The organism is Streptomyces sp. Root1304 (genome assembly GCF_001426405.1).
In the GTDB taxonomy this organism is placed as follows: Bacteria; Actinomycetota; Actinomycetes; order Streptomycetales; family Streptomycetaceae; genus Streptomyces.
The window spans coordinates 24,753-50,433 of the sequence record NZ_LMEP01000002.1 but is presented as its reverse complement, the minus strand read 5'-3'; the positions used below and the strand labels follow the sequence as shown (position 1 = coordinate 50,433).

Below are 25,681 nucleotides of genomic sequence, written 5' to 3'. Positions count from 1 at the left end.
TTGACGCGAGGCCGCGCACGTGCGGCACGCCATGGAGGAGTGAGATGAGGAGCAGCAACCCGGTCTTCTCGCGACGGGGGTTCAGCCGCGACAACGGCACCGCGGGCTTCAACGGCCAGCAGCCGCAGGCCGGGGGCCCCGCCGTAGGAACCAACCCGTACGCCACCGGCAACCCGTATGCCGAGGGCGCGACGAACCCGTACGCGACCAACCCGTACGCCCCGCAGGACACGCAGCTCGGCGCCCCGCAGCAGGCCCGCGGCAACGTGATGACGATCGACGACGTCGTGAGCCGTACGGCCATGACGCTCGGCACGGTCGTGCTCACCGCCGTGCTGTCCTGGCTGCTGCTGCCGGTCGACCCGGCGAACCTGGGCAAGTCCTACGGCATCGCGATCGGCGCCGCTCTGGTCGCGCTCGTGCTGTCGCTCGTCCAGTCCTTCAAGCGCAAGCCGTCGCCGGCGCTGATCCTGGGCTACGCGGCCTTCGAGGGCGTCTTCCTCGGAGTGATCTCGGCCGCCGTCTCGACGTACATCGCCGACGGCGTGGTCATCCAGGCGGTCCTGGGCACGATGGCGGTCTTCGCCGGTGTCCTGATCGCCTACAAGATGGGCTGGATCCGCGTCAACCGACGTTTCTACGGCTTCGTGATGGCCGCCGCGATGGGCTTCATGCTCCTCATGGTGACCAACCTGCTGTTCGCCGTCTTCGCCGGCGGTGACGGCCTCGGCTTCCGCAGCGGTGGCCTCGGCATCCTCTTCGGTGTCATCGGCATCATCCTGGGCGCCTGCTTCCTGGCCCTCGACTTCAAGCAGGTCGAGGACGGCGTGACCTACGGCGCGCCGCGCGAGGAGGCCTGGCTGGCCGCCTTCGGTCTCACCATGACCCTGGTGTGGATCTACCTGGAGATGCTGCGTCTGCTGTCGATCCTGCAGGGCGACGACTGACGCGTTCCCCGATTCGGGGGGAAGGGCCCGTCCGGCTTCGTGCTGGGCGGGCCCTTCCGCGTGTTCAGGGGCGGGCGGCGGCGAGCAGGACCGCGGCCGCGTCCTTCGCCTGCGCGGCGGGTTCGGCGGAGCCGGTGATGCCCGCGACGGCCATCGCGCCGTTGGCGAGCAGGGCCAGCTGGTCGGCGAGGACCGGCGGGAGGCCGAGGGCGTCCGTCTGCTCGGCGAAGTACGCCCGCAGGGCCGCCTTGTGGTCGCGGGCGAGGGCGGCGACGGCCGGGGTGACCCCGCCCAGCTCCCCGAAGGTGTTGATGAACGCGCACCCCCGGAACCCGGGCTCCGCGAACCAGTCGGCCAGCCAGTCGAAGACCGCGAGCGCCCGGCCGCGCGGGTCCTGCGCGACCCGCTCGCCGTGCGCCGCGAGGGAGGAGCGTACCGCCTCGTCACGGCGCCGCAGGACCGCCTCGACCAGCAGGTCCTTGGACGGGAAGACCTGGTAGAGCCGCTTCAGGGAGACACCGGACGCGGACCGGATGGCGTCCATGCCGACGGCCTGCACCCCCCGCTCGTCGAAGAGCCGCTCCGCGGTGTCGAGCAGCTTGAGACCGGCGGATTCCGCGTCCATCGTCCATTCACCCCTTGCGTGGAGAACCATCGTTCTCGTAGCCTACAGGGCATCGGGAGAACGATCGTTCTCCCGGTCGGTAAACGAACCGGGGAGATACCTGTGTCCGCCTTCGCCCAGCGCGCCCGCACCGTCACCGTCGACGGCCTCGACGTCTTCTACCGGGAGGCCGGCGACCCGGCGAACCCCACCCTCGTCCTGCTGCACGGCTTCCCGTCCAGCTCGCACATGTACCGGGGCCTGATCGCCGAGCTCGCCGACTCCTACCACCTGATCGCCCCCGACCACATCGGCTTCGGCGCCTCCGCCGCACCGGCCGTCGAGGACTTCCCGTACAGCTTCGAGAAGCTCACCGAGATCACCCTCGGACTCCTCGACGCGCTGGGCGTGGAGCGGTTCGCGCTCTACGTCCAGGACTACGGCGCCCCGATCGGCCTGCGGATCGCCTCCCGGCAGCCCGAGCGGGTCACCGCGATCGTCAGCCAGAGCGGCAACGCCTACCTGGAGGGCTTCACCCCCTTCTGGGACGTGCTCTTCGCCCACGCCAAGGACCGGGCCGCGCACGAGGCCGGGGTGCGGGAGCTGCTCACCGCCGAGGCCACCCGCTGGCAGTACACCCACGGCGTCCCCGCCGACCGGCTCGACCGGATCGCCCCCGAGGCCTGGACCCTGGACCAGGCCGGCCTCGACCGGCCCGGGAACCAGGAGATCCAGCTCCAGCTCTTCTGGGACTACCAGTTCAACCTGGACGGCTACCCGGCTTTCCAGGAGTACTTCCGCACCCACCGGCCGCCGCTGCTCGCGGCCTGGGGGCGCGGCGACGAGATCTTCGGGCCGGCCGGCGCGGAGGCCTTCGCCCGCGACCTGCCGGACGCCGAGATCCACCTCCTGGACGCCGGACACTTCGCCCTGGAGACCCACGGCGAGGAGATCGCCGGACTCGTCCGGGACTTCCTCGGCCGGCACGTGAAGTGAGGTCCCGGCGGGTGAGCGGGGCGCGGGGGCGGGCCCGCGGCGGGTGGGTCAGAGCAGTCTGCGGGCCGCCCGCCGCAGGTCGTACTCGTGCAGGATCGCCTTGGCGTGGCCGTACGCCAGGTCGTGCGCCCCGCGCAGCCAGTGCACCCGCTCCTCGAAGCGGAGGAGGGACGGGCCCTCATCGACGGTGCGCATCCAGTCGGCGATCTCACGACCGGTGCGGCGCGGGATCCGGGCCAGCATCTGACGGTGGGTCTCTTCGGAGAATGTGTGGGACATCGGCGCCTCCGGACGCGTTCGTACCGTTCGCTCCTCGTACTCCTTCACGTCACCGTGCCGAAGACCGTGCCCGTTGGCAAGGGGCCCGGGGCGGCGCGTAGGGTCGCGGGGTGCGTGATACGAGTGAACTGACCGCCGCCGTCGAGCGCTTCGCCGACCGGCTGCGGGCCGCCCCGCAGAGCCGTCTCCAGCGGGGCGCGGCGGCCGAAGGACTTGCCCTGGCCAGGGAGCTCGCGGTGCGCGCGCAGCGCGTCGAGGACCCGGAGCGGGAGCCGAGGACCATGCCGGACGCGGGCGTCTTCACCGTGGCCGACCAGCTCGTCGTGGCCGGGAACGATCTGGCCGAGATCCTGCGAACGGCCCCGGCCGACTCCCATGGAGGAGATCTGGCGGAGGCCGTGGAACGGGTACGTGAGGCGGCCGAGCGCGCGGGGCTCTAGGGCCTGTCGTCACACTCCCGTCGTTGCCCGGAGGGCGGCCCCGCGGCGTCTGGTGCGTGCTCTCGGCGTGCCGGGTGGAAGCCTTCGTACTGGACCGTACTTGGGCTTTCGCCCGGTGCGGCGAGAGTGCGTGCCAGGCGTCGTGGGGCAGGCGGGAGTTTGACGACAGGCCCTAGCCGCCTGCGAGGGGCTTGCGGGGACGGTGCCGGGCTTTCGGGCCGGTCCGTCCCGGTCGGGGCCTACAGGGACGCGATGACGCGGTCCGCCAGGATGTAGACGTTCTCCTCGTCCGACTCGCCGTACGAGAAGGTCAGGGCGAAGGCGCCCGAGACGCCCGAGCCGCCGAGCAGCACCGGCGTACGGCCGGCGCGCAGGGCCTCCGCCAGGCGCTCCGCGGTCTCGCGGTGCCCCGGGGTCATGCAGAGCGTGGTGCCGTCCGCGAAGACGTACACGTCGAGCGTGCCGAGCGGGCCCGGGCGTACGTCGGTCAGCGCCGTGCGGGTGTCCGCCAGCTCCTCCAGGCGGGCCACCGTCCGCTCGTGGTCGGTGACGACGGGCGTCTGCACCGGCACGAAGTCCGGGTGCGAGGGGTGGCGGCGGCGGGCCGCGGCCAGCTCGGCGGAGTCCTCGGGGTACTCGTCGAAGGCCTCGAGCGCGTCGGAACCGTCGAGCGCGGCCGCCTCCGCCTCCATGGCCTCCAGGGCCATCGCCTCCAGGCCCACGAAGTCGGCCTGGCGCGGCACGAAGAAGGTGCCGTCGTCGACCGGGCTTCCGAGGCCGCCGAGCAGGGACGGGGCGTCGGCCGCGTCCCGGGCCTCCTGCGCGGCCCAGAAGGCCCGCGCCTCGGCGAGCTCGCGCTCGCGCTCCTCGGCCAGCGCCTCCGCCACGGCGGCCCGTATCTCGGCGGCGGGCGTGGCACGGGCGGCGGGAACGGTGACGCCGCGCGCGGCCGCCAGTTCGCTCCGCAGGGCGGTGACCTGCTTGCGGAGACCGTGGACGGCGTGCAGGGCGGCAGCGCCCACGGCCGTGGCAGCGGCCGTGGTCAGCAGCAGGGCAAGAGGCATGGCGCTCACTGACGTACTCCCGATTCCGAGTCGATCCCCCGACTTCCTACATCAGCTTGTCCTGAGGTGTGGCCCGCTGTCAGTGCATTACGTCACGAATTGGACAGGTATTTGTGCCGGGCGTTTAGTCCCGAAACGGCTCTGACCTGGGAAAACGAACTCCCCCGGGACGTAGGTCACATCCTGGGGGAGATTCGGTCACGGCTCGGACGCGAGGCGGTTGACGCCGATGGCGTCAGGAGAGGCGCGGGGCCGCAGGCTCAGGGAGCTCGGCTCAGTCGCTCGCATTTCCGGTCGCACTGAGCCTCGCCTCCGCTGCGGCTCAGCTCAGTCGCTCGATCACCATCGCCATGCCCTGGCCGCCGCCCACGCACATCGTCTCCAGGCCGAACTGCTTGTCGTGGAACTGCAGGCTGTTGATGAGAGTGCCCGTGATGCGGGCGCCCGTCATGCCGAAGGGGTGGCCGACGGCGATGGCGCCACCGTTGACGTTCACCTTGTCCAGATCCAGACCCAGCTCCTGGTAGGAGGGGATGACCTGGGCGGCGAAGGCCTCGTTGATCTCGGCCAGGTCGATGTCGCCGATGGTCAGGCCGGCGCGCTTGAGCGCCTGCTTCGACGCCTCGACCGGGCCGAGGCCCATGATCTCGGGGGAGAGGCCGGAGACGCCGGTGGAGACGATCCGGGCCAGCGGGGTCAGGCCCAGCTCGGCGGCCTTGGTGTCCGACATGATCACGAGCGCGGCGGCGCCGTCGTTCAGCGGGCAGCAGTTGGCGGCGGTGACCAGGCCGTCGGGGCGGAAGACCGGCTTCAGGCCCTCCACGCCCTCCAGGGTGACGCCCGCGCGCGGGCCGTCGTCGGTGGAGACGACCGTGCCGTCCGGCAGCGTCACGGGGGTGATCTCGCGGGCCCAGAAGCCGTTCTTGATGGCCTGCTCGGCGAGGTTCTGCGACCGCACGCCGAACTCGTCCATCTCGCGGCGGCCGATCCCCTTGAGGCGGGCCAGGTTCTCCGCGGTCTGACCCATGGAGATGTACGCGTCCGGCACGATGCCGTCCTCGCGCGGGTCGTGCCAGGTGGCGCCCTCGGAGGCGGCGACCGCGGCGGTGCGGGCCTCGGCCTCGGCGAAGAAGGGGTTGTGCGTGTCGGGCAGGGAGTCCGAGTTGCCCTTCACGAAGCGGGACACCATCTCGACACCGGCCGAGATGAAGACGTCGCCCTCGCCCGCCTTGATCGCGTGCAGCGCCATCCGCGAGGTCTGGAGCGAGGAGGAGCAGTAGCGGGTGATCGTGCAGCCCGGGAGGTGGTCCATGCCCATCTCGACGGCCACGATCCGGCCCAGGTTGTTGCCCTGCTCGCCGCCGGGCAGACCGCAGCCCAGCATCAGGTCGTCGATGTCGCGCGGGTCCAGCTCCGGCACCTTCGCCAGCGCGGCCTGGACGATGGTCGCGGTGAGGTCGTCCGGCCGCAGGTCCTTCAGGGAGCCCTTGAAGGCCCGGCCGATGGGCGAACGGGCGGTCGAGACGATCACGGCTTCGGGCATCACGGCTCCATGAGGGTGCGGAGTGAGCGGACTGAAAGGGAAGTTACCCGTACGTACCGCATGGGGTCACCGGGCTCGGCATGTGATGCGGACCTCTTTTCTAAGCGCTCGCTCAGGCGAGGGGGGCGTCGGTGGCGGCGGGGTCCTCCGCCGGGACCGGCAGACGCCGCCTGCGGCGGTGCTTGAGCAGCGCCCACGGTGCCCGGGCTCCGGTCACCTCGGTGCCCGCCTCCCGCGCCGCCTCGGCCGCCGCCTTCGCCACCGGAAGCACGTTCTCCCGCCGCTCCGGCTCGATCCGGTCGGTCTCCGGCCAGACGCCGAGCACTGCGCACAGGGTCGGCAGGACGGCCATCGCCGCCGTCGCGTACCCCTCCGCCGAGGGGTGGAAGTTGTCCACCGCGAACATCTCGCGCGGATTCGCCGCGAACTCGGGCCCGAGGAGGTCCCCCAGCGACACCGTCCGCCCGCCCTGCTCGACCACCACGATCGTCTGTGCCGCCGCCAGCTGCCGGGAGGCCCGCCGGGCCAGCCAGCGCAGCGGCTGGTAGACCGGCTCGATCGTCCCCAGGTCGGGACAGGTCCCGACCACCACCTCCGCGCCGGCCGTCCGCAGCCGCCGCACCGCCGACGCCAGGAGCCGTACCGACTGGGTCGGCGGCATCCGGTGCGTCACGTCGTTCGCCCCGATCATGATCACGCACACGTCCGGCGGCCCCAGCGGCTGCGCCAGCAGCAGCGACACCTGCCGCTCCAGATCGTCCGAGCGTGCACCGGAGAGCGCCACGTTCCGCAGCACCACCGGCCGCTCCGCCACCGCCGCGAGCCCCGAGGCGAGCAGCGCGCCCGGCGTCTGGCCCGAGCGGCGCACCCCCTGGCCCGCCGCCGTGGAATCACCCAGAAGGGCCAGCCGCAGCGGGTCGTCCGTGCCGAACGCCCTGCCGTACAGACCGTCCGCCCCCGGCGGCAGCGGGGCCGCCCCGCCGCCCACCGTCCGCTTCGCGATCTGCACCTCGGCGACGAGGACCCCCATCGCGGCCACGCCCAGCAGCCCGATGCTCCCGCCCCCGTACGCCGCACCCGCCGCGATCCGCCGCGCCACCCTCGCCCTCGACATGGGGCCGTCACCTCCTTCAAGCCGTTCAGGGTCTAACTGCCCCGTAACCCGCTCCGACTACGCATACGCTGACCACACCATTACGGAGACCCCGGAGATTACGGTGCAATTCCACGACTCGATGATCAGCCTCGTCGGCAACACCCCGCTGGTGAAGCTCAACAACGTGACAGCGGGCATCCAGGCGACCGTCCTGGCCAAGGTCGAGTACTTCAACCCCGGCGGTTCGGTCAAGGACCGGATCGCCCTGCGCATGATCGAGGCGGCCGAGCAGAGCGGCGAGCTCAAGCCCGGCGGCACCATCGTCGAGCCCACGTCGGGCAACACCGGCGTCGGCCTGGCGATCGTGGCCCAGCAGAAGGGTTACAAGTGCATCTTCGTCTGCCCGGACAAGGTGTCGCTCGACAAGATCAACGTGCTGCGCGCGTACGGCGCCGAGGTCGTGGTCTGCCCGACCGCCGTCGACCCGGAGCACCCGGACTCCTACTACAACGTCTCGGACCGCCTCGTCCGTGAGACGCCCGGAGCCTGGAAGCCCGACCAGTACTCCAACCCGAACAACCCGCGCTCCCACTACGAGACCACCGGTCCCGAGCTGTGGGAGCAGACGGAGGGGAAGATCACCCACTTCGTGGCGGGCGTCGGCACCGGCGGCACCATCTCCGGCACCGGCAACTACCTCAAGGAGGCCAGCGGCGGCTCCGTGCAGGTCGTCGGCGCCGACCCGGAGGGCTCCGTCTACTCCGGCGGTTCCGGCCGCCCGTACCTCGTCGAGGGCGTCGGCGAGGACTTCTGGCCCACCGCGTACGACCGGAACGTCACCGACCGGATCGTCGCCGTGTCCGACAAGGACTCCTTCCAGATGACCCGCCGCCTCGCCAAGGAGGAGGGCCTGCTCGTCGGCGGCTCCTGCGGCATGGCCGTCGTGGCCGCCCTGGAGGTCGCCAAGGACCTCGGCCCCGACGACGTCGTGGTCGTGCTGCTGCCGGACTCCGGCCGCGGCTACATGTCCAAGATCTTCAGTGACGAGTGGATGGCCGGTCACGGCTTCCTGGAGGACACCTCCACCGCCACCGTCGCCGACGTCCTGCGCCACAAGGAGGGCGTCATGCCCTCCCTCGTCCACATGCACCCGGACGAGACCGTCGGCCAGGCCATCGAGGTGCTGCGCGAGTACGGCGTCTCCCAGATGCCCATCGTGAAGCCCGGCGCCGGCCACCCCGACGTGATGGCCGCCGAGGTCGTCGGCTCGGTCGTCGAGCGCGAGCTCCTCGACCACCTCTTCACCAAGAAGGCCTCCCTGGAGGACCCGCTGGAGCGCCACATGAGCGCGCCGCTGCCGCAGGTCGGCTCCGGCGAGCCCGTCGCCGCCCTGATGGCCGTCCTCGGCGAGTCCGCCGACGCGGCGATCGTGCTGGTCGAGGGCAAGCCGACCGGTGTCGTCAGCCGCCAGGACCTGCTGGCCTTCCTGGCCAACGGCGGCGGGAAGTAGCACGTGGGGCCGCGGGTGCGCGGGTACGCGGAGCCGTTCGTACAACTGGTACGGGGGCGACACGTACCCGCAGCACCCGCTTAACACGCGTCCGGCACATTGGTCCCTGTCGGCGTCAAGGACTTCCGGAGCGGCTCCCGGGTCTCCATCGACGCCGCGGACGCGGAGACCGGTCCTGACCCGGACCCGCGTCCATCGCGGGGACCGCCGTCGTCCCGCCCCCCGGTTCCGGGGGTGCGGCGGTCCCCGCGCGACACTTCCCCGGTGAAGACCGAACGCAGAGGCGGGACCCCGCCCTGGATGAGGGTCCTGGCCGCGCTCCTGCTCACTCCCGTGGTGGCGCTCGCCGTGCTGTACGCCGTGTCCCGGGTCCGCGAGGCGGGCCGGGAACGGGAGGCCTTCGAGGCCACCCGGGCGGACGCGCGGCGGTTCGCCGACGCCCTCGTCGCCGCCGGGGACTCCACGCCTTCCGCCCAGGACGTACGGGACGTGCTCGACGGCGGGGCGGGCCCGGTCCACTGGAACGGGACGCTCCACGAGGTGCTGACCGACGGCCGGGGCACCCGCGTCGTCGTCCTCTTCTCCCACCGGTACGAGCAGGCCCTGGCGGTCTTCGGCCCGGCGGACGCGTGGGCCGGCCGCTGTTTCACCCTCGACTTCCCGGCCCGGACGGCCCCCGCGGCCGGACCGGGGGAGCCCCGGCCCCGGATCACGGCGTACGGCGCCGACGAGTCCTGCGCGGAGGTCCGGTTCACGGGCTGGCCCTGAGTCCACCCGCCTGCATATCCTTATGCAGAGTCATCAGTGGGTGAATAGGTGGAGGGGGCGGCATGAGCGACAGCCCGGCCGGGCGGCTGCAGGCGCTCTTCGAGGGGCACCGGCTGACGCCGACCCAACGGCGGATCGCGCACTGCATGGTGCGCCGCGCCGCCGACGTGCCCTTCCTGTCCAGCGTCGAACTCGCCGAACTCGCCGGGGTCAGCCAGCCCTCCGTGACCCGCTTCGCCGTCGCCCTCGGCTTCGACGGCTACCCGGCGCTCCGCCGCCATCTGCGCGAGGTCGCGCCCCCCGAGCCGGACGCCGGCGAGGACCGGGACGAGACGCTCAACGAGTACCAGCAGGCCGTCCTCGCCGAGATCGAGAACCTCCGGCACCTCGCCGGGCTGCTCGCCGACCCCGCCCCCGTCGAACGGGCGGGCCGGCTGCTCGCCCGCTCCCGCCCGCTGCCCGTCCTCGGACTGCGGGCCGCCTCCTCGCAGGCGCGCGGCTTCGCCTACTTCGCCGCGAAGGTGCACCCCGACGTCCGGCTCCTCGACGAGGGCGGCTCGATGCTCACCGACCGCGTCGACGCGGCCGTACGGGCTGGTGCCACCGCCCTGCTGTGCTTCGCGCTGCCCCGGCACCCCCGGGAGGTCGTCGAGGCCCTGGAGTACGCGCGGGCGGCCGGGCTCGCGGTCGTGACCGTCGCCGAGTCGGCGTTCGCACCCGTCGCCGCCCACAGCGACCTGCTCATCCCGGCCGCCGTCGGCACCGGGCTCGCCTTCGACACCGCCTGCGCGCCGATGCTGCTCGGCCGGGTCCTCCTGGAGGCCATGGCCGACGAACTCCCGGACGCGCAGGCGCGCCTGGAGGAGTTCGACACGAAGGCGGCGGCGCGGGGCCTGTTCGTCGAGTGACGAACGGGGGCCGTCACAGCTCCAGTTCGGCCTCGATCTTCTTGAGCTGGTGGCGGGCCATCGCCAGGTTGGCGCGGTCCTTCGACAGGGCCAGGTAGAGGAACAGGCCGTTCGTGCCGCGGCCCTTGAGCAGCCGGATCAGGTGGTACTGGCCGCCGAGGGTGATCAGGATGTCCTCGATGTCGTCGTTCAGGCCGAGCAGTTCCATCGCACGGACCTTGGCCCGGACGACGTCGGTGTTGCCGGCCGCGGCGACGTTCAGGTCGAGCTCCTTGCCGCCGCCGATCGTGCCGAGCGCCATGCCGCTCGTGTAGTCGACGAGGGCCGCGCCGATCGCGCCGTCGATGGAGGCCGCTTCCTTGAGGGAGGTCTCGGTGTTCGCCATGGTGTCGTACTTCCTTTACGGGATGGGTTTCCTTGCGTGTTCAGTTCAGGTCTTTGCGTTCCAGCGCGCCGTCGACGAGTTCGCCTATCCGCACGCTGGACCTCCGGGCCTCCAGATGGAGCCGGCCCACGTTGATCCGGGGCTCCGCCAGCAGGGTCAGGACGGCCGCGCCGCCCGCCGCGTACGTGGCGACGTAACCGCTGTCCCCGCGGACGAGCAGTTCGCGGAAGCGGCCCTGGCCGGTGCAGTCGGTCAGTCGCTGCCCGACGCCGAGCGCCGCCGCCGTCAGCGCGGCCACGCTCTCCGCCTCGCCGTCCACCGTGTCGTGGGCCAGGACGAGTCCGTCGGCGCTGGCCGCGAGCGCACCCGTCAGCTGGGGCAGCCGGGCCCGCAGCCGTCTGAGCTCGCCGAGTACCTCGGCTTCTGCCGTCATGAGCTGTTTCCTTTCGGCGCGCAGGCGCAGGGCACGCCTCATCACAGGTGTGCCTCCAGGGCGTCACGGAGCCGGCGCAGCAGGGCGATGTCGGGGTCGGCCACCGGCAGGACCGGTAAGAGGGCCGGCGGGGGCTCGGGGCCCGGGTCGGGGCCGGTGTCGAGCGGGGTCTCGACGAGCCCGGCGGCGGCGAGCCGCCGTACGTCGAGGAGGGTGTGGAAGGCGGGCCGGCCGAGCAGCCGGGCCAGCTCCGCCGGGGTGCGCTCCCCGTCGGCGGCGGCGAGCAGGGCGCGCTGACGGGCCCCCACCGTCTGGCCGGGCGCGGCGGGGCGCGGCACGACCGGGGCGGTGTCCACGGCGGCGTACGGCCAGACGGCGTCGAGGAGTTCGCGGCGGCGCACCGTCTCGCGCTCGACCGCCTCGGCGGACACCGGCCGCACCGTGCCGAACCAGTGCCCCACCCCGTACCGGAAGCGGGTCGGTCCGCTGGTCGGGGAGAGCGCGAAGAAGGCGGCGTCGAAGACGGCCCCGAGGTGGCAGATCTCCAGCTCGCCGTCGTGCAGCCGGCCGCTGTCGACGAGGAACCGGCCGACCGCGCGGTGCGCCCCGGCCCGGTCGACGGCCTCGTCCCAGCCCTCGCGGGGCAGCCGGCCGCCGGTGGTCAGGAGCACGTCGACGCCGGGGGCGGCCGGGCTCTCGGCGTGCACGACCCGGCCGTCGACGAGGTAGAGCGTGCCGTGGTCGCGGAGCAGCGCGCCGGTGGCCTTCTCGGCGGCGAGCCGGACCAGCATGGGGGAGACGGGGGTGGCGACCGCGCTCATCCGAGGACCAGCCTCTCGGCGATGTCGCGGAGCCGGATGCGGGCGAGGGCGAGGTTGCCGGTGTCGCGGTCGAGCCAGAGGTGGAGGAAGACGCTGCTGTCGAAGGAGGTCTCGACGAAGCGGAGCACGTGGTAGCCGGCCCGGGTGGTGACGATCAGGTCCTCGACGGGCGGCCCGTCGGAGGGGGTCTCGCCCTCGGCGACGAAGGAGTCGAACTCGGCGGCGGAACGGGCGAGTTCGGCGGTCTCGGCGGCCGTCGTCTCATGGTCCCCGACGGGGGAGTCGCCCGCCGTCCCGAGGGCGAGCCCGCTGGTCCAGTCGACCAGGGAGGCGCCACGAGCACCCGGCAGGGTCATGGCCTCCGTCAGGCACTCGTCGATTCCGGGCACGCGGATTCCCCTCCCGATGCGGCATGCGAACGTGCGGCAGTGACGGTGACGTTACTGAACGCAGTGCCCCTGGGGAGGCGTTCTGGCATTTTCCATCGGAACATGCCAGCCACTGACGGAAATTGCCCGAGCGGGTCCGTCAGGTCCGGGACTCGACCGCCCGGGCGATCTCGGAGAGGTCCTTGGCGAGTGCCCTGGAGACGGCCTTCGCGCCGAAGCGGGCCAGCAGCCGGCCGAGGACGCCGGGGGCGCGGCCGGCGGCGGGCGTGGCGGAGAAGGCCATCCGCAGGGTGGTGGCCCCGGCCCCGTCCGGGGTGAGGGTGAGCTCGGAGACGTAGTGCATGCCGTGCGAGTCGGCGACCGTGACGTACCGGTCGGGCGGCTCGGACTCGGTCACGGTCATCTCCTCCGTGGCCTCCTTGCCCAGCATCCGCCGGGTCTCGCGCCAGCGCGTGCCGACCCCGAAGCCGCCCTCGGTGAGGACCTCGACCCTCTCGACGCCCGAGAGGACGCGGGGCATGTCCCGCAGGTCGGTGATCGACTCCCAGACCCGTCCGGGGGAGGCGGCGACCCGGCGCTCGACGACGACGGAGGTGGTGCCGGCAGCGGTTCCAGTCATGGCTCCATGCAAACCGGGGCGGGGGCGGGGCGCTACCGGACGGGCAGGGTCCGTATCGGGGGCCGGGTCCGGGTCGGGCCCGGCGCGACGCCTCGCGCCCGGGCGCAGGCGTCCCCAGGGGACCCGCCACCGGACCCCGCCCCCCCGCTCCCCCTACCGCACCAGCGCCTCCGCCTCCCCGCCGCCCGACTCCGCGACGATCTCCGCGAGCGTCTGCGGCTTCCGTACGGTCGCGAAGGTGACCGCCCCGTCCTCCGCCACCGTGAAGCCGTGGACCCCGGGCCGGGGCAGGCTGTTGTACGCGTAGTGGTGGGCGAAGTAGTACGCCCCGGTGTCCGGGACCGCCACCACGTCGCCCTGGCGCAGCGGCGGCAGCGCCCGCCCGGTGGCGAGCAGGTCACCGGCGAAACAGGCGGGGCCCGCCACGTCCTGGACGACCTCCTCCCCGGTGCGGGGCCGGCCCTCGGAGTCGTACGCGAGGACCCGCAGCGGCCAGGACCCGGGGGCGTAGACCGTACGGGTGGCCAGCTGGACGCCCGCGTGGGTGACGGCGATCGGGCGGCCCCCGGAGGTCTTGGTGTACTCCACCCGGGCGAGGACGGTGCCGTGCTTGGCGAGCAGGGAGCGCCCGAACTCGGTGACGAGCCGGTAGCGGCCGTCGAAGAGCCCGGGGGCGGTGTCGGCGAGCAGCCGCGCGTACTCCGCGTACGTCGGCGTCTCCTCGTCGGAGGCGAAGTTCACCGGCAGCCCGCCGCCGATGTCGAGGGTGTCGATCTGCTGCCGGCCGGCCGCGTGGTTGATCTCCTCGGCGAGCGCGTACGCCTCCCCCACGCCCTCGGCCATCAGGGCGAGCGGTACGCCCTGGGAGCCGGTGTGGGTGTGCATCCGGGTCAGCCAGGGGCGCTCCAGGAAGGCCTGGACGACGGTCTTGCGGGCGCCCTCGTCACGGAGCGCGACACCGAACTTGGAGGTGGCGGTCGCGGTCGAGAGCGCCCCGATGGAACCGGCTCCGACCTGCGGGTTCACCCGGAGCCCGAGGGGTGAGGCGGTGGGCGCGGAGGCGACGAGCGCGTCCAGCCTGGCCAGCTCCTGGAGGTTGTCGGCGTTGACGGCGATGCCGAGGGCGAGGGCCTGGCGCAGCTCGGCCGGGGTCTTCGCGGGGGAGTCGAGCACGGTGTGGCCGGGCGGGATCCCGGCGGCGCGGGCGAGGGCGAGTTCGCCGGGGCTGGCGACCTCGACGCCGAGCCCGGCCTCGTGCAGCAGGCGCAGGACGGGGACGAGGGGGCAGGCCTTGACGGCGAAGGCGTGCAGCACGTGGGCGTCGGTGACGGCGGCGAAAGCGCTGGTCAGGGCGGTGGCGGAGGCGCGGATGCCGGCGGTGTCGAGCAGTGCGACGACCGGTTCGGCGGCGGAGAGGAGTCCTTGATCGACGGTGGCTCGGACGGCGAGATCGCGACGGGAGGAGGCCATGACGTCCATCCCATCACCCCGACTCGCGGGGGTGTGGGGCATCGCCCTGTTGACTACAACTATTCATGGCGCCAGGATGTGAATATCTAGTCGACATCCGAGGAGGCACCCCCATGTCAGGACCCCGCCCCGTACGAGCCGCCCGCGGTACGGAACTGAGCGCCCTGGGATGGCAGCAGGAAGCCGCCCTCCGGATGCTCCAGAACAACCTCGACCCCGAGGTCGCCGAGCACCCCGACAAGCTCGTCGTCTACGGCGGCACCGGCAAGGCCGCCCGCGACTGGCGCTCCTTCGACGCCATGGTCCGCACCCTGCGCACCCTCAAGCAGGACGAGACGATGCTGGTCCAGTCGGGCCGCCCGGTCGGCGTCATGCAGACCCACGAGTGGGCCCCGCGCGTCCTCCTCGCCAACTCCAACCTGGTCGGCGACTGGGCCAACTGGGAGGAGTTCCGCCGCCTGGAACACCTCGGCCTCACGATGTACGGCCAGATGACCGCCGGCTCCTGGATCTACATCGGCACCCAGGGCATCCTCCAGGGCACCTACGAGACCTTCGCCGCCGTCGCCGCGAAGAAGTTCAACGGCACCCTGGCCGGCACGATCACCCTGACCGCCGGCCTCGGCGGCATGGGCGGCGCCCAGCCCCTCGCCGTGACGATGAACGACGGCGTCGCGATCTGTATCGACGTCGACCCGCGCGCCATCGAGCGCCGCATCGAGCACCGCTACCTGGACGTCAAGGCCGACAACCTGGCCCACGCCCTCCAGCTCGCCACCGAGGCCCGCGACGCCCGCCGCCCGCTCTCCATCGGCCTCCTCGGCAACGCCGCCGAGCTGCTCCCGCGGATGCTCGCCGAGGGAGCCCCGATCGACATCGTGACCGACCAGACCTCGGCCCACGACCCGCTCGCGTACCTCCCGATCGGCGTCGCCTTCGACGACATGGCCGACGCGGCGGCGAAGGACCCGGCCGGGTTCACCCAGCGCTCGCGCGAGTCGATGGCCAAGCACGTCGAGGCCATGGTCGGCTTCATGGACGCGGGCGCAGAGGTCTTCGACTACGGCAACTCGATCCGCGGCGAGGCCCAGCTCGCGGGCTACGACCGCGCGTTCGCCTTCCCCGGCTTCGTCCCCGCGTACATCCGCCCGCTGTTCTGCGAGGGCAAGGGCCCGTTCCGCTGGGCCGCCCTCTCCGGCGAGGCCTCCGACATCCACAAGACGGACAAGGCCCTCCTGGAGCTCTTCCCGGAGAACGAGTCCCTGCACCGCTGGATCAAGATGGCCGGCGAGCGCGTCCACTTCCAGGGCCTCCCCGCCCGCATCTGCTGGCTCGGCCAGGGCGAGCGCGACAAGGCCGGCGACATGTTCAACGACATGGTCGGCAACGGCACCCTCGCCGCGCCCCTCGCCATCGGCCGCGACCACCTGGACTGCGGCTCCGTCGCCTCCCCGTACCGCGAGACCGAGGCCATGCTCGACGGCTCCGACGCCATCGCGGACTGGCCGCTGCTCAACGCCATGGTGAACGTCGCCTCCGGCGCCTCCTGGGTCTCCATCCACCACGGCGGCGGCGTCGGCATGGGCCGCTCCATCCACGCCGGTCAGGTCTCGGTCGCCGACGGCACGGCGCTCGCGGGCGAGAAGATCCGCCGCGTGCTCACCAACGACCCCGGCATGGGCGTCATCCGTCACGTCGACGCGGGCTACGACATCGCCGAGCGGGTCGCCGACGAGAAGGGCGTCCGCGTCCCGATGCGCGAGGGCTCCGACGAAGAGGCCTCCGCGTGAGCGACAGCTTCCACGCCATGTGGCGGTCGCTGCGGCCCATCGGCCGCAGCGCCGCCTCGGGCGGCTACCGCCGCTACGCCTGGACCGAGGCCGACGCCGACTGCCGGCTCTGGTTCCGGATGCAGGCCGAGGCCCGCCGCCTGGACGTCGAGACCGACCGCAACGGCAACCAGTGGGCCTGGCTCGGCGACCCCACGGCGGGGAACGCCGTCGTCACCGGCTCCCACCTGGACTCCGTCCCCGACGGCGGCGCCTTCGACGGCCCCCTCGGCGTCGTCTCCTCCTTCGCCGCGCTCGACGAACTCCGCGCCCGCGGCGTCCAGTTCAAGCGCCCCCTCGCCATCGTCAACTTCGGCGACGAGGAGGGCGCCCGCTTCGGCCTCGCCTGCGTCGGCTCCCGGCTCACCGCCGGCCGGCTGACGAAGGAGCAGGCGTACGAGCTCCGCGACGCCACCGGCACCAGCCTCCCGCAGGCCATGGAGGCGGCCGGGTACGACCCCTCGGGGATCGGTCCGGACCCCGAACGGCTCGCCCGGATCGGCGCCTTCGTCGAACTCCACGTCGAGCAGGGCCGTGCCCTCGACCTGTCCGGCGACGCCGTCGGCATCGCCTCCTCCATCTGGCCGCACGGCCGCTGGCGGTACGACTTCGCGGGCGAGGCCAACCACGCCGGCACCACCCGGCTCGTCGACCGCCGCGACCCCATGCTCACCTACGCGGAGACGGTCCTCACCGCCCGTCGCGAGGCCGAGCTGGCCGGCGCCGTCGCCACCTTCGGCAAGATCGCCGTCGAGCCCAACGGCGTCAACGCCATCCCCTCCCTCGTCAGGGGCTGGCTCGACGCCCGCGCCGCCGACCAGGACTCCCTGGACACCGTGATCGCGGGCATCGAGAAGGCCGCCCAGGAGCACGCCACCCGGCAGGGCATCGACCTCACCGTCGTACGGGAGTCCTTCACCCCCGTCGTGGAGTTCTCGCACGCCCTGCGCGACGAGCTGTCGCGCATCCTCGGCACCTCGGGCAAGGTCCCGGTCCTCGGCACGGGCGCGGGACACGACGCGGGCATCCTGTCCGAATCGATCCCGACCGCCATGCTGTTCGTACGGAACCCCACCGGCGTCTCGCACTCCCCGGCCGAGTCCGCGGCCGAGGACGACTGCGTGGCGGGGGTCCTCGCACTCGCCGACGTACTGGAGGAGCTGGCGTGCCGCTGACGACGTACTGGCTGGAACACGCCTGGCTCGACACCGACGTCGAGCCGGGCGTGGCCCTGGACGTGTCCGAGGACGGCAGGATCGCCGCCGTACGGACGGGGGTGGAGGCGCCCCCGCCGGGCGCCGTCGCCCTCCGCGGCCTCACGATCCCCGGCCTGGCCAACGCCCACTCGCACGCCTTCCACCGCGCCCTGCGCGGCACCGTCCAGGTCGGCTCGGGCACCTTCTGGACCTGGCGCGAAGTCATGTACGGCGTCGCCCAGCGCCTCACCCCCGACAGTTACTTCGCGCTCGCCCGCGCGGTGTACGCGGAGATGGCGCTCGCCGGCATCACCGCCGTCGGCGAGTTCCACTACCTCCACCACGCGCCCGGCGGCACCCCCTACGCCGACCCCAACGCCATGGGCGAGGCGCTCGTCGCGGCGGCGGGCGAGGCGGGCATCCGCATCACCCTCCTCGACACCGCGTACCTCTCCTCCGGCTTCGGCGCCGCCCCCGAGCGGCACCAGCTCCGCTTCACCGACGGCACGGCGGAGAAGTGGGCGGAGCGCGTCTCGGCCCTCAAGGACCGGGAGGGCGTACGCGTCGGGGCGGCGATCCACTCCGTACGCGCGGTCCCGGCGGACCAGCTGTCCACGGTGGCCCGCTGGGCGCGCGACCGGCAGGCCCCGCTGCACGTCCACCTCTCGGAGCAGACCGCCGAGAACGACGCCTGCCTCGCCGCGCACGGCATGACGCCGACCGAGCTCCTGGCCGAGCACGGCGTCCTCGGCGCCCGGACGACGGGCGTCCACAACACCCATCTGACGGACACGGACATCGGCTTGCTCGGCTCGTCGAGGACCGGCACCTGCATGTGCCCGACGACCGAACGCGACCTCGCGGACGGCATCGGCCCGGCGGTCGCCCTCCAGCGCGCCGGCTCCCCGCTCTCCCTCGGCAGCGACAGCCATGCGGTCATCGACCTGTTCGAAGAGGCGCGGGCGATGGAACTGAACGAGCGCCTGCGCACCCGCACCCGCGGCCACTGGACGGCGGCGGCCCTCCTCCGCGCGGCGACGACGGACGGCCACGCGGCCCTCGGCTGGACCGACGCGGGCACCCTGGAGCAGGGGGCCCTCGCCGACTTCACGACGATCGCGCTGGACACGGTGCGGACGGCGGGCCCGGTACCGCGCCTGGCGGCGGAGACGGCGGTCTTCGCGGCGACGGCGGCGGACGTCCACCACGTGGTGGTGGGCGGCAGGACCGTGGTGAAGGACGGCACCCACGTGAACGTGCCGAACGCGGGCGAGGAGCTGGCGAGGACGATCGCCGTGTTGAGGCAGTAGCCACAGGCTGTGGGCACCTGTTCCGCGACGGCGGAACGGGTGGGCACAGCCGACCACCGGCCCGCACCCGAACGACCGCCCCACCGGAGAGCACCCATGAAGACGACGCTCATCACCCACATCGGCAGCCTGGTGACGAACGACCCGACCCTGGGGGACGGCTCCCCCCTGGGCCTGATCAAGGACGCGGCACTGGTCCTGGAGGGCGAGCGGGTCGTCTGGGCGGGCCCGGCGGCGAACGCCCCCGCCGCGGACCACTCCGTCGACGCGGCCGGCCGCGCCGTCATCCCCGGCTTCGTCGACTCCCACTCCCACCTCGTCTTCGCGGGCGACCGCACCGCCGAGTTCAACGCGCGCATGTCCGGCCAGGCCTACGCGGCGGGCGGCATCCGCACGACGGTCGCGGCGACGCGCGCGGCCTCCGACGAGGCCCTCTCGGCGAACGTCGCCCGCTACCTCCGCGAAGCCCTCCGCCAGGGCACGACCACCTTCGAGACCAAGTCCGGCTACGGCCTGACGGTCGAGGACGAGGCCCGCGCCCTCCGCATCGCCGCCGAGCACACCGACGAGGTGACGTACCTCGGCGCGCACATCGTCTCCCCGGACTACGCGGACGACCCGGCCGCGTACGTGGAGCTGGTGACGGGCGAGATGCTGGAGGCCTGCGCCCCGTACGCCCGCTGGGTGGACGTCTTCTGCGAGAAGGGCGCGTTCGACGGGGACCAGGCGCGCGCGATCCTGACGGCCGGCAAGGCGAAGGGCCTGCACCCCCGGGTGCACGCCAACCAGCTGACGTACGGCCCCGGCGTCCAGCTGGCGGTGGAGCTGGACGCGGCGAGCGCGGACCACTGCACGCATCTGACGGACGCGGACGTGGACGCGCTGGCGAGCGGGTCGACGGTCGCGACGCTCCTCCCGGGGGCGGAGTTCTCCACCCGGGCGGAGTGGCCGAACGCCCGCCGGCTCCTGGACGCGGGCGTGACGGTGGCGCTCTCCACGGACTGCAACCCGGGCTCGTCGTTCACGTCCTCGGTCCCGTTCTGCATCGCCCTGGCGGTACGGGACATGGGCATGACCCCGGACGAGGCGGTCTGGTCGGCCACGGCGGGCGGGGCGGCGGCCCTGCGCCGCACGGACGTCGGCCGCCTGGCACCCGGCGCCCGGGCGGACCTCACGTTCCTGGACGCCCCGTCGCACGTCCACCTGGCGTACCGCCCGGGGGTCCCGCTGGTGACGGAGGTCTGGCGGGCGGGCACGCGAGTGGTCTGAGTGATCGGCCGGGAAGGCCGAGTACGAGTACTCATGTGCGGCCGGCCGCGCGCGCCGAGACTACGGGCATGAAGTCAACTCGGACGAAGCGCAGGCGAGTCGGCGGCGCCCTGGCGGTGGCGCTGTGCGCCCTGACGCTCACGGCCTGCGGCACGGAGGGAGCGGGGGCGAGGCCGGAAGCGGCAGCGGTGGCCGCGACCACGCCGCCGCCCCCCGCCCGGACCGCCACCCCGACGGCGGCCGCGACCCCCACGGCGCCGGCCACCGACCCGGCCGACGACCCGAACCTCACGCCCGAGCAGCAGGCGGCCGAGATGGCGTTCATGGAGCTCCTCGTCGAGGTCGCCGGGCCGTGCCTGGGGGACCCGGCCGAGCCGCCGGCGACGGAGCCGGCGACGGAGCCTCCGGCCTCGCTCCAGGTTCCGCCGGGCGCGCCCGGGCCCGGCCCGTCCGAGGTCCCCGTCGACGACACGGCGCAGCCGACCGGGCAGCCCTGGAGCTTCGAACGCGCCCGGCAGGAAACCGAGTTGAGCGAGGGCGAGAAGTGCGCGGCGCCCCGCCACGGCCGCCGTATCGCGAAGGTCCTGGACGGGACGGGCGACGCGACCCCGGCCCATGTGGAGAAGGCCCTCAGGGACCTCGGCTACCGCGTCGAATACCGCGTGAACGGCCCCCGGGAGAAGAACGGGAAGGTCGGCTTCACCCTGGACCTCCGGTTCATGGGAGACCTGTGCCTCACGGGCGAGTACGACGGCTCCCGAACCACGTACGACGCCTACGGAGCCTCCCCGGAGGTCCGCTGCACGGACGTGAAGCGCCGGGAGAAGTGAGCGCCCGCGGGACCGCCGGTACGGCTGAGCGCCCGCGGGACCGCCCGTACGACCGGCCCGGCGGCCGGGCCCCCGGGATATCCTGACAATCCATGGAAGCCACCACAGCTCTCTGGTCCTTCGCCCTCGTCGTAGGGCTCCTCACCCTCACTCCCGGCCTCGACACGGCGCTGGTCCTCCGCACGTCGGCCGTCGGCCACCGCGCGCGGGCCTGGGGGGTCGTCCTCGGCATCCAGACGGGCACGCTGCTGTGGGGCGCGCTCACGTCCCTGGGCGTGACGGCGCTCCTCACCGCCTCGCAACTGGCGTACGACATCCTGCGCTGGGCGGGCGCCGCGTACCTGGTCTGGATCGGCGTCCAGATGCTCCGCAACACCTTCCGCGGCCTCCCGGCGGCGGACGGCGCGGAGGAGGACGGGCCGACGGACCGCGACTCGCTGACGGCGGGCTGGCGCCAGGGCACGCTGACGAACCTGCTGAACCCGAAGGTCGGCGCGTTCTACGTGGCGGTCCTGCCGCAGTTCCTCCCGCCGGGCGGCGACCACTTCACGATGGGCCTCCTCCTCACGAGCGAACACATCGTCCTGGGCCTCCTCTGGTCCACGGTCCTGATCGCCTTCGCCCGCCTCCTCGGCACCCAACTCCGCAAACCCCGGGCCCGCCGCCTCCTGGACCGCCTCACGGGCACGGTCATCACGGCCTTCGGCGTCCGCCTGGCGCTGTCGAACTGACGGGGACGGCCGGGGCCGGTCAGGCCCCGTGGCTCAGGACGTTGATCACGCGGCCGTCCGGGTCCCGGGTGAAGAAGCGGCGGACGCCCCAGGGCTCGTCGGTCAGGGGGTGGACGATCTCCGCGCCCGTCGCGCGGACCGCCGCGTACGCCGCGTCCACGTCGTCGACCTCCACGCTCAGGTCGGGGACCACCGGGGCCGTCAGGTCGTGGGTCATCAGGCTGATCTGGGCCGTGGGGGAGGACGGCGAGGCGAGCGTCGTGATCCAGCCGTGGTCCATCACGGGCTCGAAGCCGAGCAGCCCGTAGAACGCGCGGTTCTCCTCCGGCGCCGACGTACGGAGATTGGGCACGGCCCGTCGAACGGTCATCGGAGGCTCCCGTACAAGTCGGAGGCTTCGGCGTTCTCGCCGTCCGCCCTCAGCAGTCGTCCCATGGCCGCACCCTAAGTCAGCGGAACTCGTGGACGACGGCGATCTCGCCCACGATGTGCGCGTTGAACGCGTGGTTCGGCCGGTCGCGGGTCTTCGCTCTCCTCGCGGGCGGACCTCCGTACGGCCGCCGAGCCCTCGAACGTAGCCCCCGGCCCCGGCCCCGGCCAGCGCTTTTCGCCTGTGCGTCGGCCCGTCCGCCGGGCGGGGCGCCGCGGCACCACCCCTCCCCGCCACGTCCGTTCCTTCCCGGAACGGCCGAGGAAAGACCGGGTATCCCTGCCTCGGAGCGTTGCGGACGGGTAGCGTCCTGTCCTGGCAGGACTCAGGGGGAGACCGGGGGGTCGGCAAGGTGAGCGCTGTCCGCATGCGGATCGTCAGGCCGGGGGAGCTGGGCGTCCGCGAGGTCGAGGCCTGGCGCGAGCTGCGTGCCGAGTCCGGAGCGCCCGCGAACCCCTTCATGGAACCGGAGTTCACCCAGGCCGTCGCCACCGTCCGCCCCCGTTCCCGCGTCGCCGTGTGGTGGGAGGACGACGAACCCGTCGGCTTCTTCCCCTACGAGAAGGGCCCCTTGGGCCAGGGACGTGCCATCGGCTACGGCGTCTCCGACGCCCAGGGCGCCGTCCTGCGGCCCGGTCTGCGCCCCGGCGCCCGGCCCCTGCTGCGCCACTGCGGCCTCGCCGGCTGGGAGTTCGACAACCTGGAGTCCGGCCAGCCGGTCTTCGAGGGCGCCGCCGTCGAGGAGTTCGCCTCGCCCGTCATCGACGTCGGCGAGGGCTACGCCGCCTACGAGGCCCTCCTGCGCGTCCAGTCCCCCAAGTTCCTCCGGACCACCCTCGCCAAGGAGCGCCGGCTCGGCCGCCGGGACGACGGGGACGTGCGGTTCGTCTTCGACGAGCGCGACCCGGCGGCCCTGCGCACCCTCATGGAGTGGAAGTCCGCCCAGTACCGCAGGACCGGCCGCCGCGACCGCTTCGCCAAGGAGTGGATCAGCACCCTGGTCCGCCGCCTCCACGAACTCCGCACCCCCGGCTGCTCCGGCGTCCTCTCCGTGCTCTACACCGGCGAGCGGCCCGTCGCCGCCCACTTCGGGCTGCGGTCCGCGACCGTGCTGTCCTGCTGGTTCCCCTCGTACGACCCCGAGTTCGCCAAGTACTCGCCCGGCCTCGTCCTCCATCTGCGGATGGCCGAGGCCGCCGCCGCGGCCGGGATCGGCATGCTGGACCTCGGACGCGGCGACGCCGAGTACAAGAACGCCCTCAAGACGGGCGAACTCACCGTGTACGAGGGGGCCGTCGTCCGCCCCGGCGTCCGGGCCGCCCTCCACTGGCTGGGCCGCGAACCCTCCCGCCGGGCCCACCGCTTCGTCCGCAACCGCCCGGAACTCGCGGCCCGGGGCCGCGCCGCCCTGAACCACGCCGCCCGGCTGCGGGGCAGCCGTTAACGGCGGGGCCGGGGCGCCGACCCGGGAGCGCGCCGTCGTCGTGCCCGCTTCCCCCACCGGCTTCGCCGTCCGTCCGTCGAGAGACCCCCGATGAGCCTCCCCGCCCCCCGGCCGATCTCCGTCGCCGAGCTCGACCTCGACGCGCCCGACGGCGGCGTCCTCGCCCTCCGGCCCGCTCCCGGCGGGCCGCCCGTCGTGCCCGGTGACGTCTACGCGCTCGTACGGCTCCGGGGGCGGCCCGTCGCCACCGTCGTCGGCTCCTTCACCGTCGACGAGGACCCCGCCGAGGTGCTCGCCGCCCTCGCCCGGCGTCGCCTCACGGACGCCGGATCCCCCCGTACCGACGCCGAACACCTCGCCGCCTCCGACCGGGCCGCCCGCCCGACGGACCCCGCCTCCGACCGGGCCGCCCGCCCCACCGAGCCCGCATCCCTCTCCACGGATCCCGAGCCCCGCCCCACGAACGCCTCCCCCCACCTCTCCGTCGTCCTCGCCACCCGCGAGCGGCCCGCGTCCCTCGCCCGCGCGCTCGACTCGCTGCTCGTCCAGGACCATCCCGACCACGAGCTGATCGTCGTCGACAACGCGCCCCGCACCCCCGACACCCACGACCTCGTCACCCGGAAGTACGCCGGCCGCGTGCGGTACGTCCGTGAGGACACCCCCGGTCTCGCCGTCGCCCACAACACCGGTCTCGCCGCCGCCCGCGGCGCCCTCGTCGCCTTCACCGACGACGACGTCATCGCCGACCCGCACTGGCTGACCGCCCTCGCCGCGCCCTTCGCCGCCGATCCCGGGCTCGGCTGCGTCACCGGGCTGATCCTGCCCGCCCGGCTGCGGACCCCCGCCCAGATCCTCCTGGAGTCCCACGGCGGCTTCGCCAAGGGCTTCGCGCCCCGGCTCTACGACCCCGCCCGGCCGCCCGCCGACGAACCGCTCTTCCCGTTCACCGCGGGCAGTTTCGGGTCCGGCGCCAACATGGCCTTCCGCGCCGAGGCGCTCCGGCGGGCCGGCGGTTTCGACCCGGCGACCGGCACCGGCACCCCGGCGAAGGGCGGCGACGACCTGTACGCCTTCGTCGCCGTCCTCTCCGCCGGATTCCGCCTCCGCTACACCGCCGAGGCCCTCGTCTGGCACCACCACCGCGACACCTGGCAGGACCTGCGGAACCAGGCGTACGGATACGGCGCCGGCCTCACCGCGTACCTCACCGCGACCCTGGTCCGCAGCCCCCGTCTGCTGCCCGCGCTGCTCGCCCGGCTGCCCCGCGGCCTCGCGTACGCCCGCGCCATGACCGCCCGGCGCGGCGAGACCGAGGACGCGACCGGCGGCGGCGTCCCCGGCGAGCACGGCACCCACCACCACCCCTGGCCCGCCGCCCTCTCCCGGCTGGAGCGGCGCGGCATGCTCTACGGCCCGATCGGATACGCGAAGGCCCGCATGCGGACCCGGCGCGGGAAGGCGACCCCATGACGAACGGACCCGTCCGCACCCGGATACCCGTCCACACCCGGATACCCGTCCTCCTCTATCACGCCGTGATGGAGGACCCGCCGGACTGGATCGCCGAATTCACGGTCTCGCCAAGGGAGTTCGCCTCCCAGCTCGATGCGATCGTCGCCAGCGGGCGTACCGCGGTCACGGTCGGCGCACTCGCCGCGCACGTCGCCGGCGGCACCCCGCTGCCGCCCCGGCCCGTCGTCCTCACCTTCGACGACGGCTTCGCCGACCTCGTCGGGCCGACCGCCGAGGCGCTCGCCTCCCGGGGCCTCCCGGCCACCGCGTACCTCACCACCGGCGCCATCACTCCCGGCCGGTCCTGTCTGCTGCCGCCCGCGCCGATGATGACCCTCGCGCAGGCCCCGCGCCTGGCGGGGTACGGGATGGAGGTCGGCGGCCACACGGCCACCCATCCGCAGCTCGACACCCTCGCCCCGGGGGCGCTCCGCCGCGAACTGCGGGAGTCGAAGGCGGTGTTGGAGGACGTCCTCGGGCACGAGGTGCAGCACCTGGCCTACCCGCACGGCTACAACAGCCCGGCGGTACGGCGGGCGGCGGCGGCCGCCGGGTACACCTCGGCGGTCGCCGTCCGGCACGCCCTCAGCTCCGGCACCGACGAGGTCTACCGCATCGCCCGGCTCATCCTGCGCAGGAGCCACACCGTCGCGGACATCGAGCGGTGGATGGAGGGCCGGGGTGCGAAGGCCGCGCCGTACCCGGACTCGCTGCCCACGGTCGGCTGGCGGATGTACCGCAGGGCCCGTGCCCTGCTCAGGGGGCCCGAGTTCGCCGGCTGAGCGCGCGAGCGGGTGGGGAACCGCAACTCCGATGATCCGGCCGGGAGTTGAAAGTGCGAACAAAACCGAAGTA

The 25,681-nt window shown here is 73.3% G+C and carries 27 protein-coding genes; 15 read left to right on the top strand and 12 right to left on the bottom strand.

The features are described from left to right. Nucleotides 1–44: 44 nt before the first annotated feature. Nucleotides 45–947: a Bax inhibitor-1/YccA family protein gene (locus ASD33_RS05205; RefSeq protein ID WP_055599391.1), complete on the top strand. Its 903-nt coding sequence runs from the start codon at nucleotides 45–47 to the stop codon at nucleotides 945–947. A 64-nt stretch (nucleotides 948–1,011) separates the two neighbouring features. On the opposite strand, the gene ASD33_RS05200 is transcribed toward ASD33_RS05205, so the two are convergent. Next, a complete protein-coding gene (locus ASD33_RS05200) occupies nucleotides 1,012–1,572 on the bottom strand; it encodes a TetR/AcrR family transcriptional regulator (protein ID WP_056554069.1) in 561 nt (186 codons plus the stop codon). A gap of 102 nt (nucleotides 1,573–1,674) precedes the next feature. Between ASD33_RS05200 and ASD33_RS05195 the strand changes: the two genes are divergently transcribed. After that, the gene (locus tag ASD33_RS05195) at nucleotides 1,675–2,547 is read left to right on the top strand and encodes an alpha/beta fold hydrolase (protein ID WP_056554066.1); all 873 of its coding nucleotides are present in this window, start codon (nucleotides 1,675–1,677) and stop codon (nucleotides 2,545–2,547) included. A gap of 48 nt (nucleotides 2,548–2,595) precedes the next feature. Here the strand turns inward: ASD33_RS05195 and ASD33_RS05190 are convergent, their stop codons facing one another. Further along, entirely contained in the window at nucleotides 2,596–2,826 is a 231-nt protein-coding gene (locus tag ASD33_RS05190; protein ID WP_056554063.1) for a DUF4287 domain-containing protein, read from the bottom strand. A 110-nt stretch (nucleotides 2,827–2,936) separates the two neighbouring features. Here ASD33_RS05190 and ASD33_RS05185 point away from each other — a divergent pair, with 110 nt between their 5' ends. Next, a complete protein-coding gene (locus tag ASD33_RS05185) occupies nucleotides 2,937–3,266 on the top strand; it encodes a hypothetical protein (RefSeq protein ID WP_056554060.1) in 330 nt (109 codons plus the stop codon). Nucleotides 3,267–3,505: 239 nt separating this feature from the next. On the opposite strand, the gene ASD33_RS05180 is transcribed toward ASD33_RS05185, so the two are convergent. The 3 genes from ASD33_RS05180 to ASD33_RS05170 all read right to left on the bottom strand — a co-directional run bounded on the left by ASD33_RS05180 (nucleotide 3,506) and on the right by ASD33_RS05170 (nucleotide 6,972). After that, on the bottom strand, nucleotides 3,506–4,339 hold the full coding sequence (locus ASD33_RS05180; protein ID WP_056554057.1) for a hypothetical protein: 834 nt from the start codon (nucleotides 4,337–4,339) through the stop codon (nucleotides 3,506–3,508). Nucleotides 4,340–4,652: 313 nt separating this feature from the next. Next, nucleotides 4,653–5,873, bottom strand: coding sequence for an acetyl-CoA C-acetyltransferase (locus ASD33_RS05175; protein ID WP_056554053.1), 1,221 nt, complete (start codon nucleotides 5,871–5,873; stop codon nucleotides 4,653–4,655). A gap of 112 nt (nucleotides 5,874–5,985) precedes the next feature. Next, the gene (locus ASD33_RS05170) at nucleotides 5,986–6,972 is read right to left on the bottom strand and encodes an SGNH/GDSL hydrolase family protein (RefSeq protein ID WP_056554050.1); all 987 of its coding nucleotides are present in this window, start codon (nucleotides 6,970–6,972) and stop codon (nucleotides 5,986–5,988) included. 118 nt (nucleotides 6,973–7,090) lie between these two features. On the opposite strand from ASD33_RS05170, the gene ASD33_RS05165 reads away from it, so the two are divergent. The 3 genes from ASD33_RS05165 to ASD33_RS05155 all read left to right on the top strand — a co-directional run bounded on the left by ASD33_RS05165 (nucleotide 7,091) and on the right by ASD33_RS05155 (nucleotide 10,155). Beyond that, nucleotides 7,091–8,479, top strand: coding sequence for a cystathionine beta-synthase (locus ASD33_RS05165; protein WP_056554048.1), 1,389 nt, complete (start codon nucleotides 7,091–7,093; stop codon nucleotides 8,477–8,479). 264 nt (nucleotides 8,480–8,743) lie between these two features. Continuing rightward, entirely contained in the window at nucleotides 8,744–9,247 is a 504-nt protein-coding gene (locus tag ASD33_RS05160) for a hypothetical protein (RefSeq protein ID WP_157869995.1), read from the top strand. A gap of 62 nt (nucleotides 9,248–9,309) precedes the next feature. After that, the gene (locus tag ASD33_RS05155) at nucleotides 9,310–10,155 is read left to right on the top strand and encodes a MurR/RpiR family transcriptional regulator (protein WP_056554042.1); all 846 of its coding nucleotides are present in this window, start codon (nucleotides 9,310–9,312) and stop codon (nucleotides 10,153–10,155) included. A gap of 13 nt (nucleotides 10,156–10,168) precedes the next feature. Here ASD33_RS05155 and ASD33_RS05150 read toward each other — a convergent pair whose 3' ends face one another. From ASD33_RS05150 to ASD33_RS05125, 6 genes are all read right to left on the bottom strand, one after another. Then, a complete protein-coding gene (locus ASD33_RS05150; RefSeq protein WP_056554037.1) occupies nucleotides 10,169–10,540 on the bottom strand; it encodes a hypothetical protein in 372 nt (123 codons plus the stop codon). Nucleotides 10,541–10,580: 40 nt separating this feature from the next. After that, a complete protein-coding gene (locus tag ASD33_RS05145) occupies nucleotides 10,581–10,973 on the bottom strand; it encodes a roadblock/LC7 domain-containing protein (protein ID WP_056554035.1) in 393 nt (130 codons plus the stop codon). Between the two features lie 41 nt (nucleotides 10,974–11,014). Then, the gene (locus ASD33_RS05140; protein WP_056554033.1) at nucleotides 11,015–11,794 is read right to left on the bottom strand and encodes a hypothetical protein; all 780 of its coding nucleotides are present in this window, start codon (nucleotides 11,792–11,794) and stop codon (nucleotides 11,015–11,017) included. After that, the gene (locus tag ASD33_RS05135) at nucleotides 11,791–12,183 is read right to left on the bottom strand and encodes a hypothetical protein (RefSeq protein ID WP_056554030.1); all 393 of its coding nucleotides are present in this window, start codon (nucleotides 12,181–12,183) and stop codon (nucleotides 11,791–11,793) included. Before ASD33_RS05135 ends, ASD33_RS05140 begins: the two co-directional genes overlap by 4 nt. 139 nt (nucleotides 12,184–12,322) lie before the next feature. Beyond that, nucleotides 12,323–12,802 (bottom strand): SRPBCC family protein, encoded by a 480-nt coding sequence (locus ASD33_RS05130; RefSeq protein ID WP_056554028.1) that lies wholly within the window; start codon nucleotides 12,800–12,802, stop codon nucleotides 12,323–12,325. 153 nt (nucleotides 12,803–12,955) lie between these two features. Next, nucleotides 12,956–14,281, bottom strand: coding sequence for a diaminopimelate decarboxylase (locus ASD33_RS05125; RefSeq protein ID WP_079044567.1), 1,326 nt, complete (start codon nucleotides 14,279–14,281; stop codon nucleotides 12,956–12,958). A gap of 104 nt (nucleotides 14,282–14,385) precedes the next feature. Here ASD33_RS05125 and hutU point away from each other — a divergent pair, with 104 nt between their 5' ends. The 6 genes from hutU (at nucleotide 14,386) to ASD33_RS05095 (ending at nucleotide 21,437) form a co-directional block, all read left to right on the top strand. Beyond that, a complete protein-coding gene (gene hutU, locus ASD33_RS05120; RefSeq protein WP_056554021.1) occupies nucleotides 14,386–16,062 on the top strand; it encodes a urocanate hydratase in 1,677 nt (558 codons plus the stop codon). A 17-nt stretch (nucleotides 16,063–16,079) separates the two neighbouring features. Further along, a complete protein-coding gene (locus ASD33_RS05115) occupies nucleotides 16,080–17,276 on the top strand; it encodes an allantoate amidohydrolase (protein ID WP_199863462.1) in 1,197 nt (398 codons plus the stop codon). Next, nucleotides 17,267–18,607 (top strand): formimidoylglutamate deiminase, encoded by a 1,341-nt coding sequence (locus ASD33_RS05110; protein WP_056554015.1) that lies wholly within the window; start codon nucleotides 17,267–17,269, stop codon nucleotides 18,605–18,607. Before ASD33_RS05115 ends, ASD33_RS05110 begins: the two co-directional genes overlap by 10 nt. A 96-nt stretch (nucleotides 18,608–18,703) precedes the next feature. Next, nucleotides 18,704–19,876 (top strand): imidazolonepropionase, encoded by a 1,173-nt coding sequence (gene hutI / locus ASD33_RS05105; RefSeq protein ID WP_056554011.1) that lies wholly within the window; start codon nucleotides 18,704–18,706, stop codon nucleotides 19,874–19,876. 68 nt (nucleotides 19,877–19,944) lie between these two features. Next, nucleotides 19,945–20,706 carry a hypothetical protein gene (locus ASD33_RS36070; RefSeq protein WP_242426926.1) on the top strand — a complete coding sequence of 254 codons (762 nt, stop codon included), beginning with the start codon at nucleotides 19,945–19,947 and terminating at the stop codon, nucleotides 20,704–20,706. A 92-nt stretch (nucleotides 20,707–20,798) separates the two neighbouring features. Then, on the top strand, nucleotides 20,799–21,437 hold the full coding sequence (locus tag ASD33_RS05095) for a LysE family translocator (RefSeq protein ID WP_056554008.1): 639 nt from the start codon (nucleotides 20,799–20,801) through the stop codon (nucleotides 21,435–21,437). A 19-nt stretch (nucleotides 21,438–21,456) separates the two neighbouring features. Here the strand turns inward: ASD33_RS05095 and ASD33_RS05090 are convergent, their stop codons facing one another. After that, nucleotides 21,457–21,807, bottom strand: coding sequence for a VOC family protein (locus ASD33_RS05090; protein WP_056554005.1), 351 nt, complete (start codon nucleotides 21,805–21,807; stop codon nucleotides 21,457–21,459). A 427-nt stretch (nucleotides 21,808–22,234) separates the two neighbouring features. On the opposite strand from ASD33_RS05090, the gene ASD33_RS05085 reads away from it, so the two are divergent. From ASD33_RS05085 to ASD33_RS05075, 3 genes are all read left to right on the top strand, one after another. Then, the gene (locus ASD33_RS05085; protein WP_056554002.1) at nucleotides 22,235–23,311 is read left to right on the top strand and encodes a GNAT family N-acetyltransferase; all 1,077 of its coding nucleotides are present in this window, start codon (nucleotides 22,235–22,237) and stop codon (nucleotides 23,309–23,311) included. 90 nt (nucleotides 23,312–23,401) lie between these two features. Next, nucleotides 23,402–24,784, top strand: coding sequence for a glycosyltransferase (locus tag ASD33_RS05080; protein WP_056553999.1), 1,383 nt, complete (start codon nucleotides 23,402–23,404; stop codon nucleotides 24,782–24,784). Beyond that, nucleotides 24,781–25,608 carry a polysaccharide deacetylase family protein gene (locus tag ASD33_RS05075; protein WP_056553996.1) on the top strand — a complete coding sequence of 276 codons (828 nt, stop codon included), beginning with the start codon at nucleotides 24,781–24,783 and terminating at the stop codon, nucleotides 25,606–25,608. Before ASD33_RS05080 ends, ASD33_RS05075 begins: the two co-directional genes overlap by 4 nt. The last annotated feature ends 73 nt before the right edge of the window (nucleotides 25,609–25,681 follow it).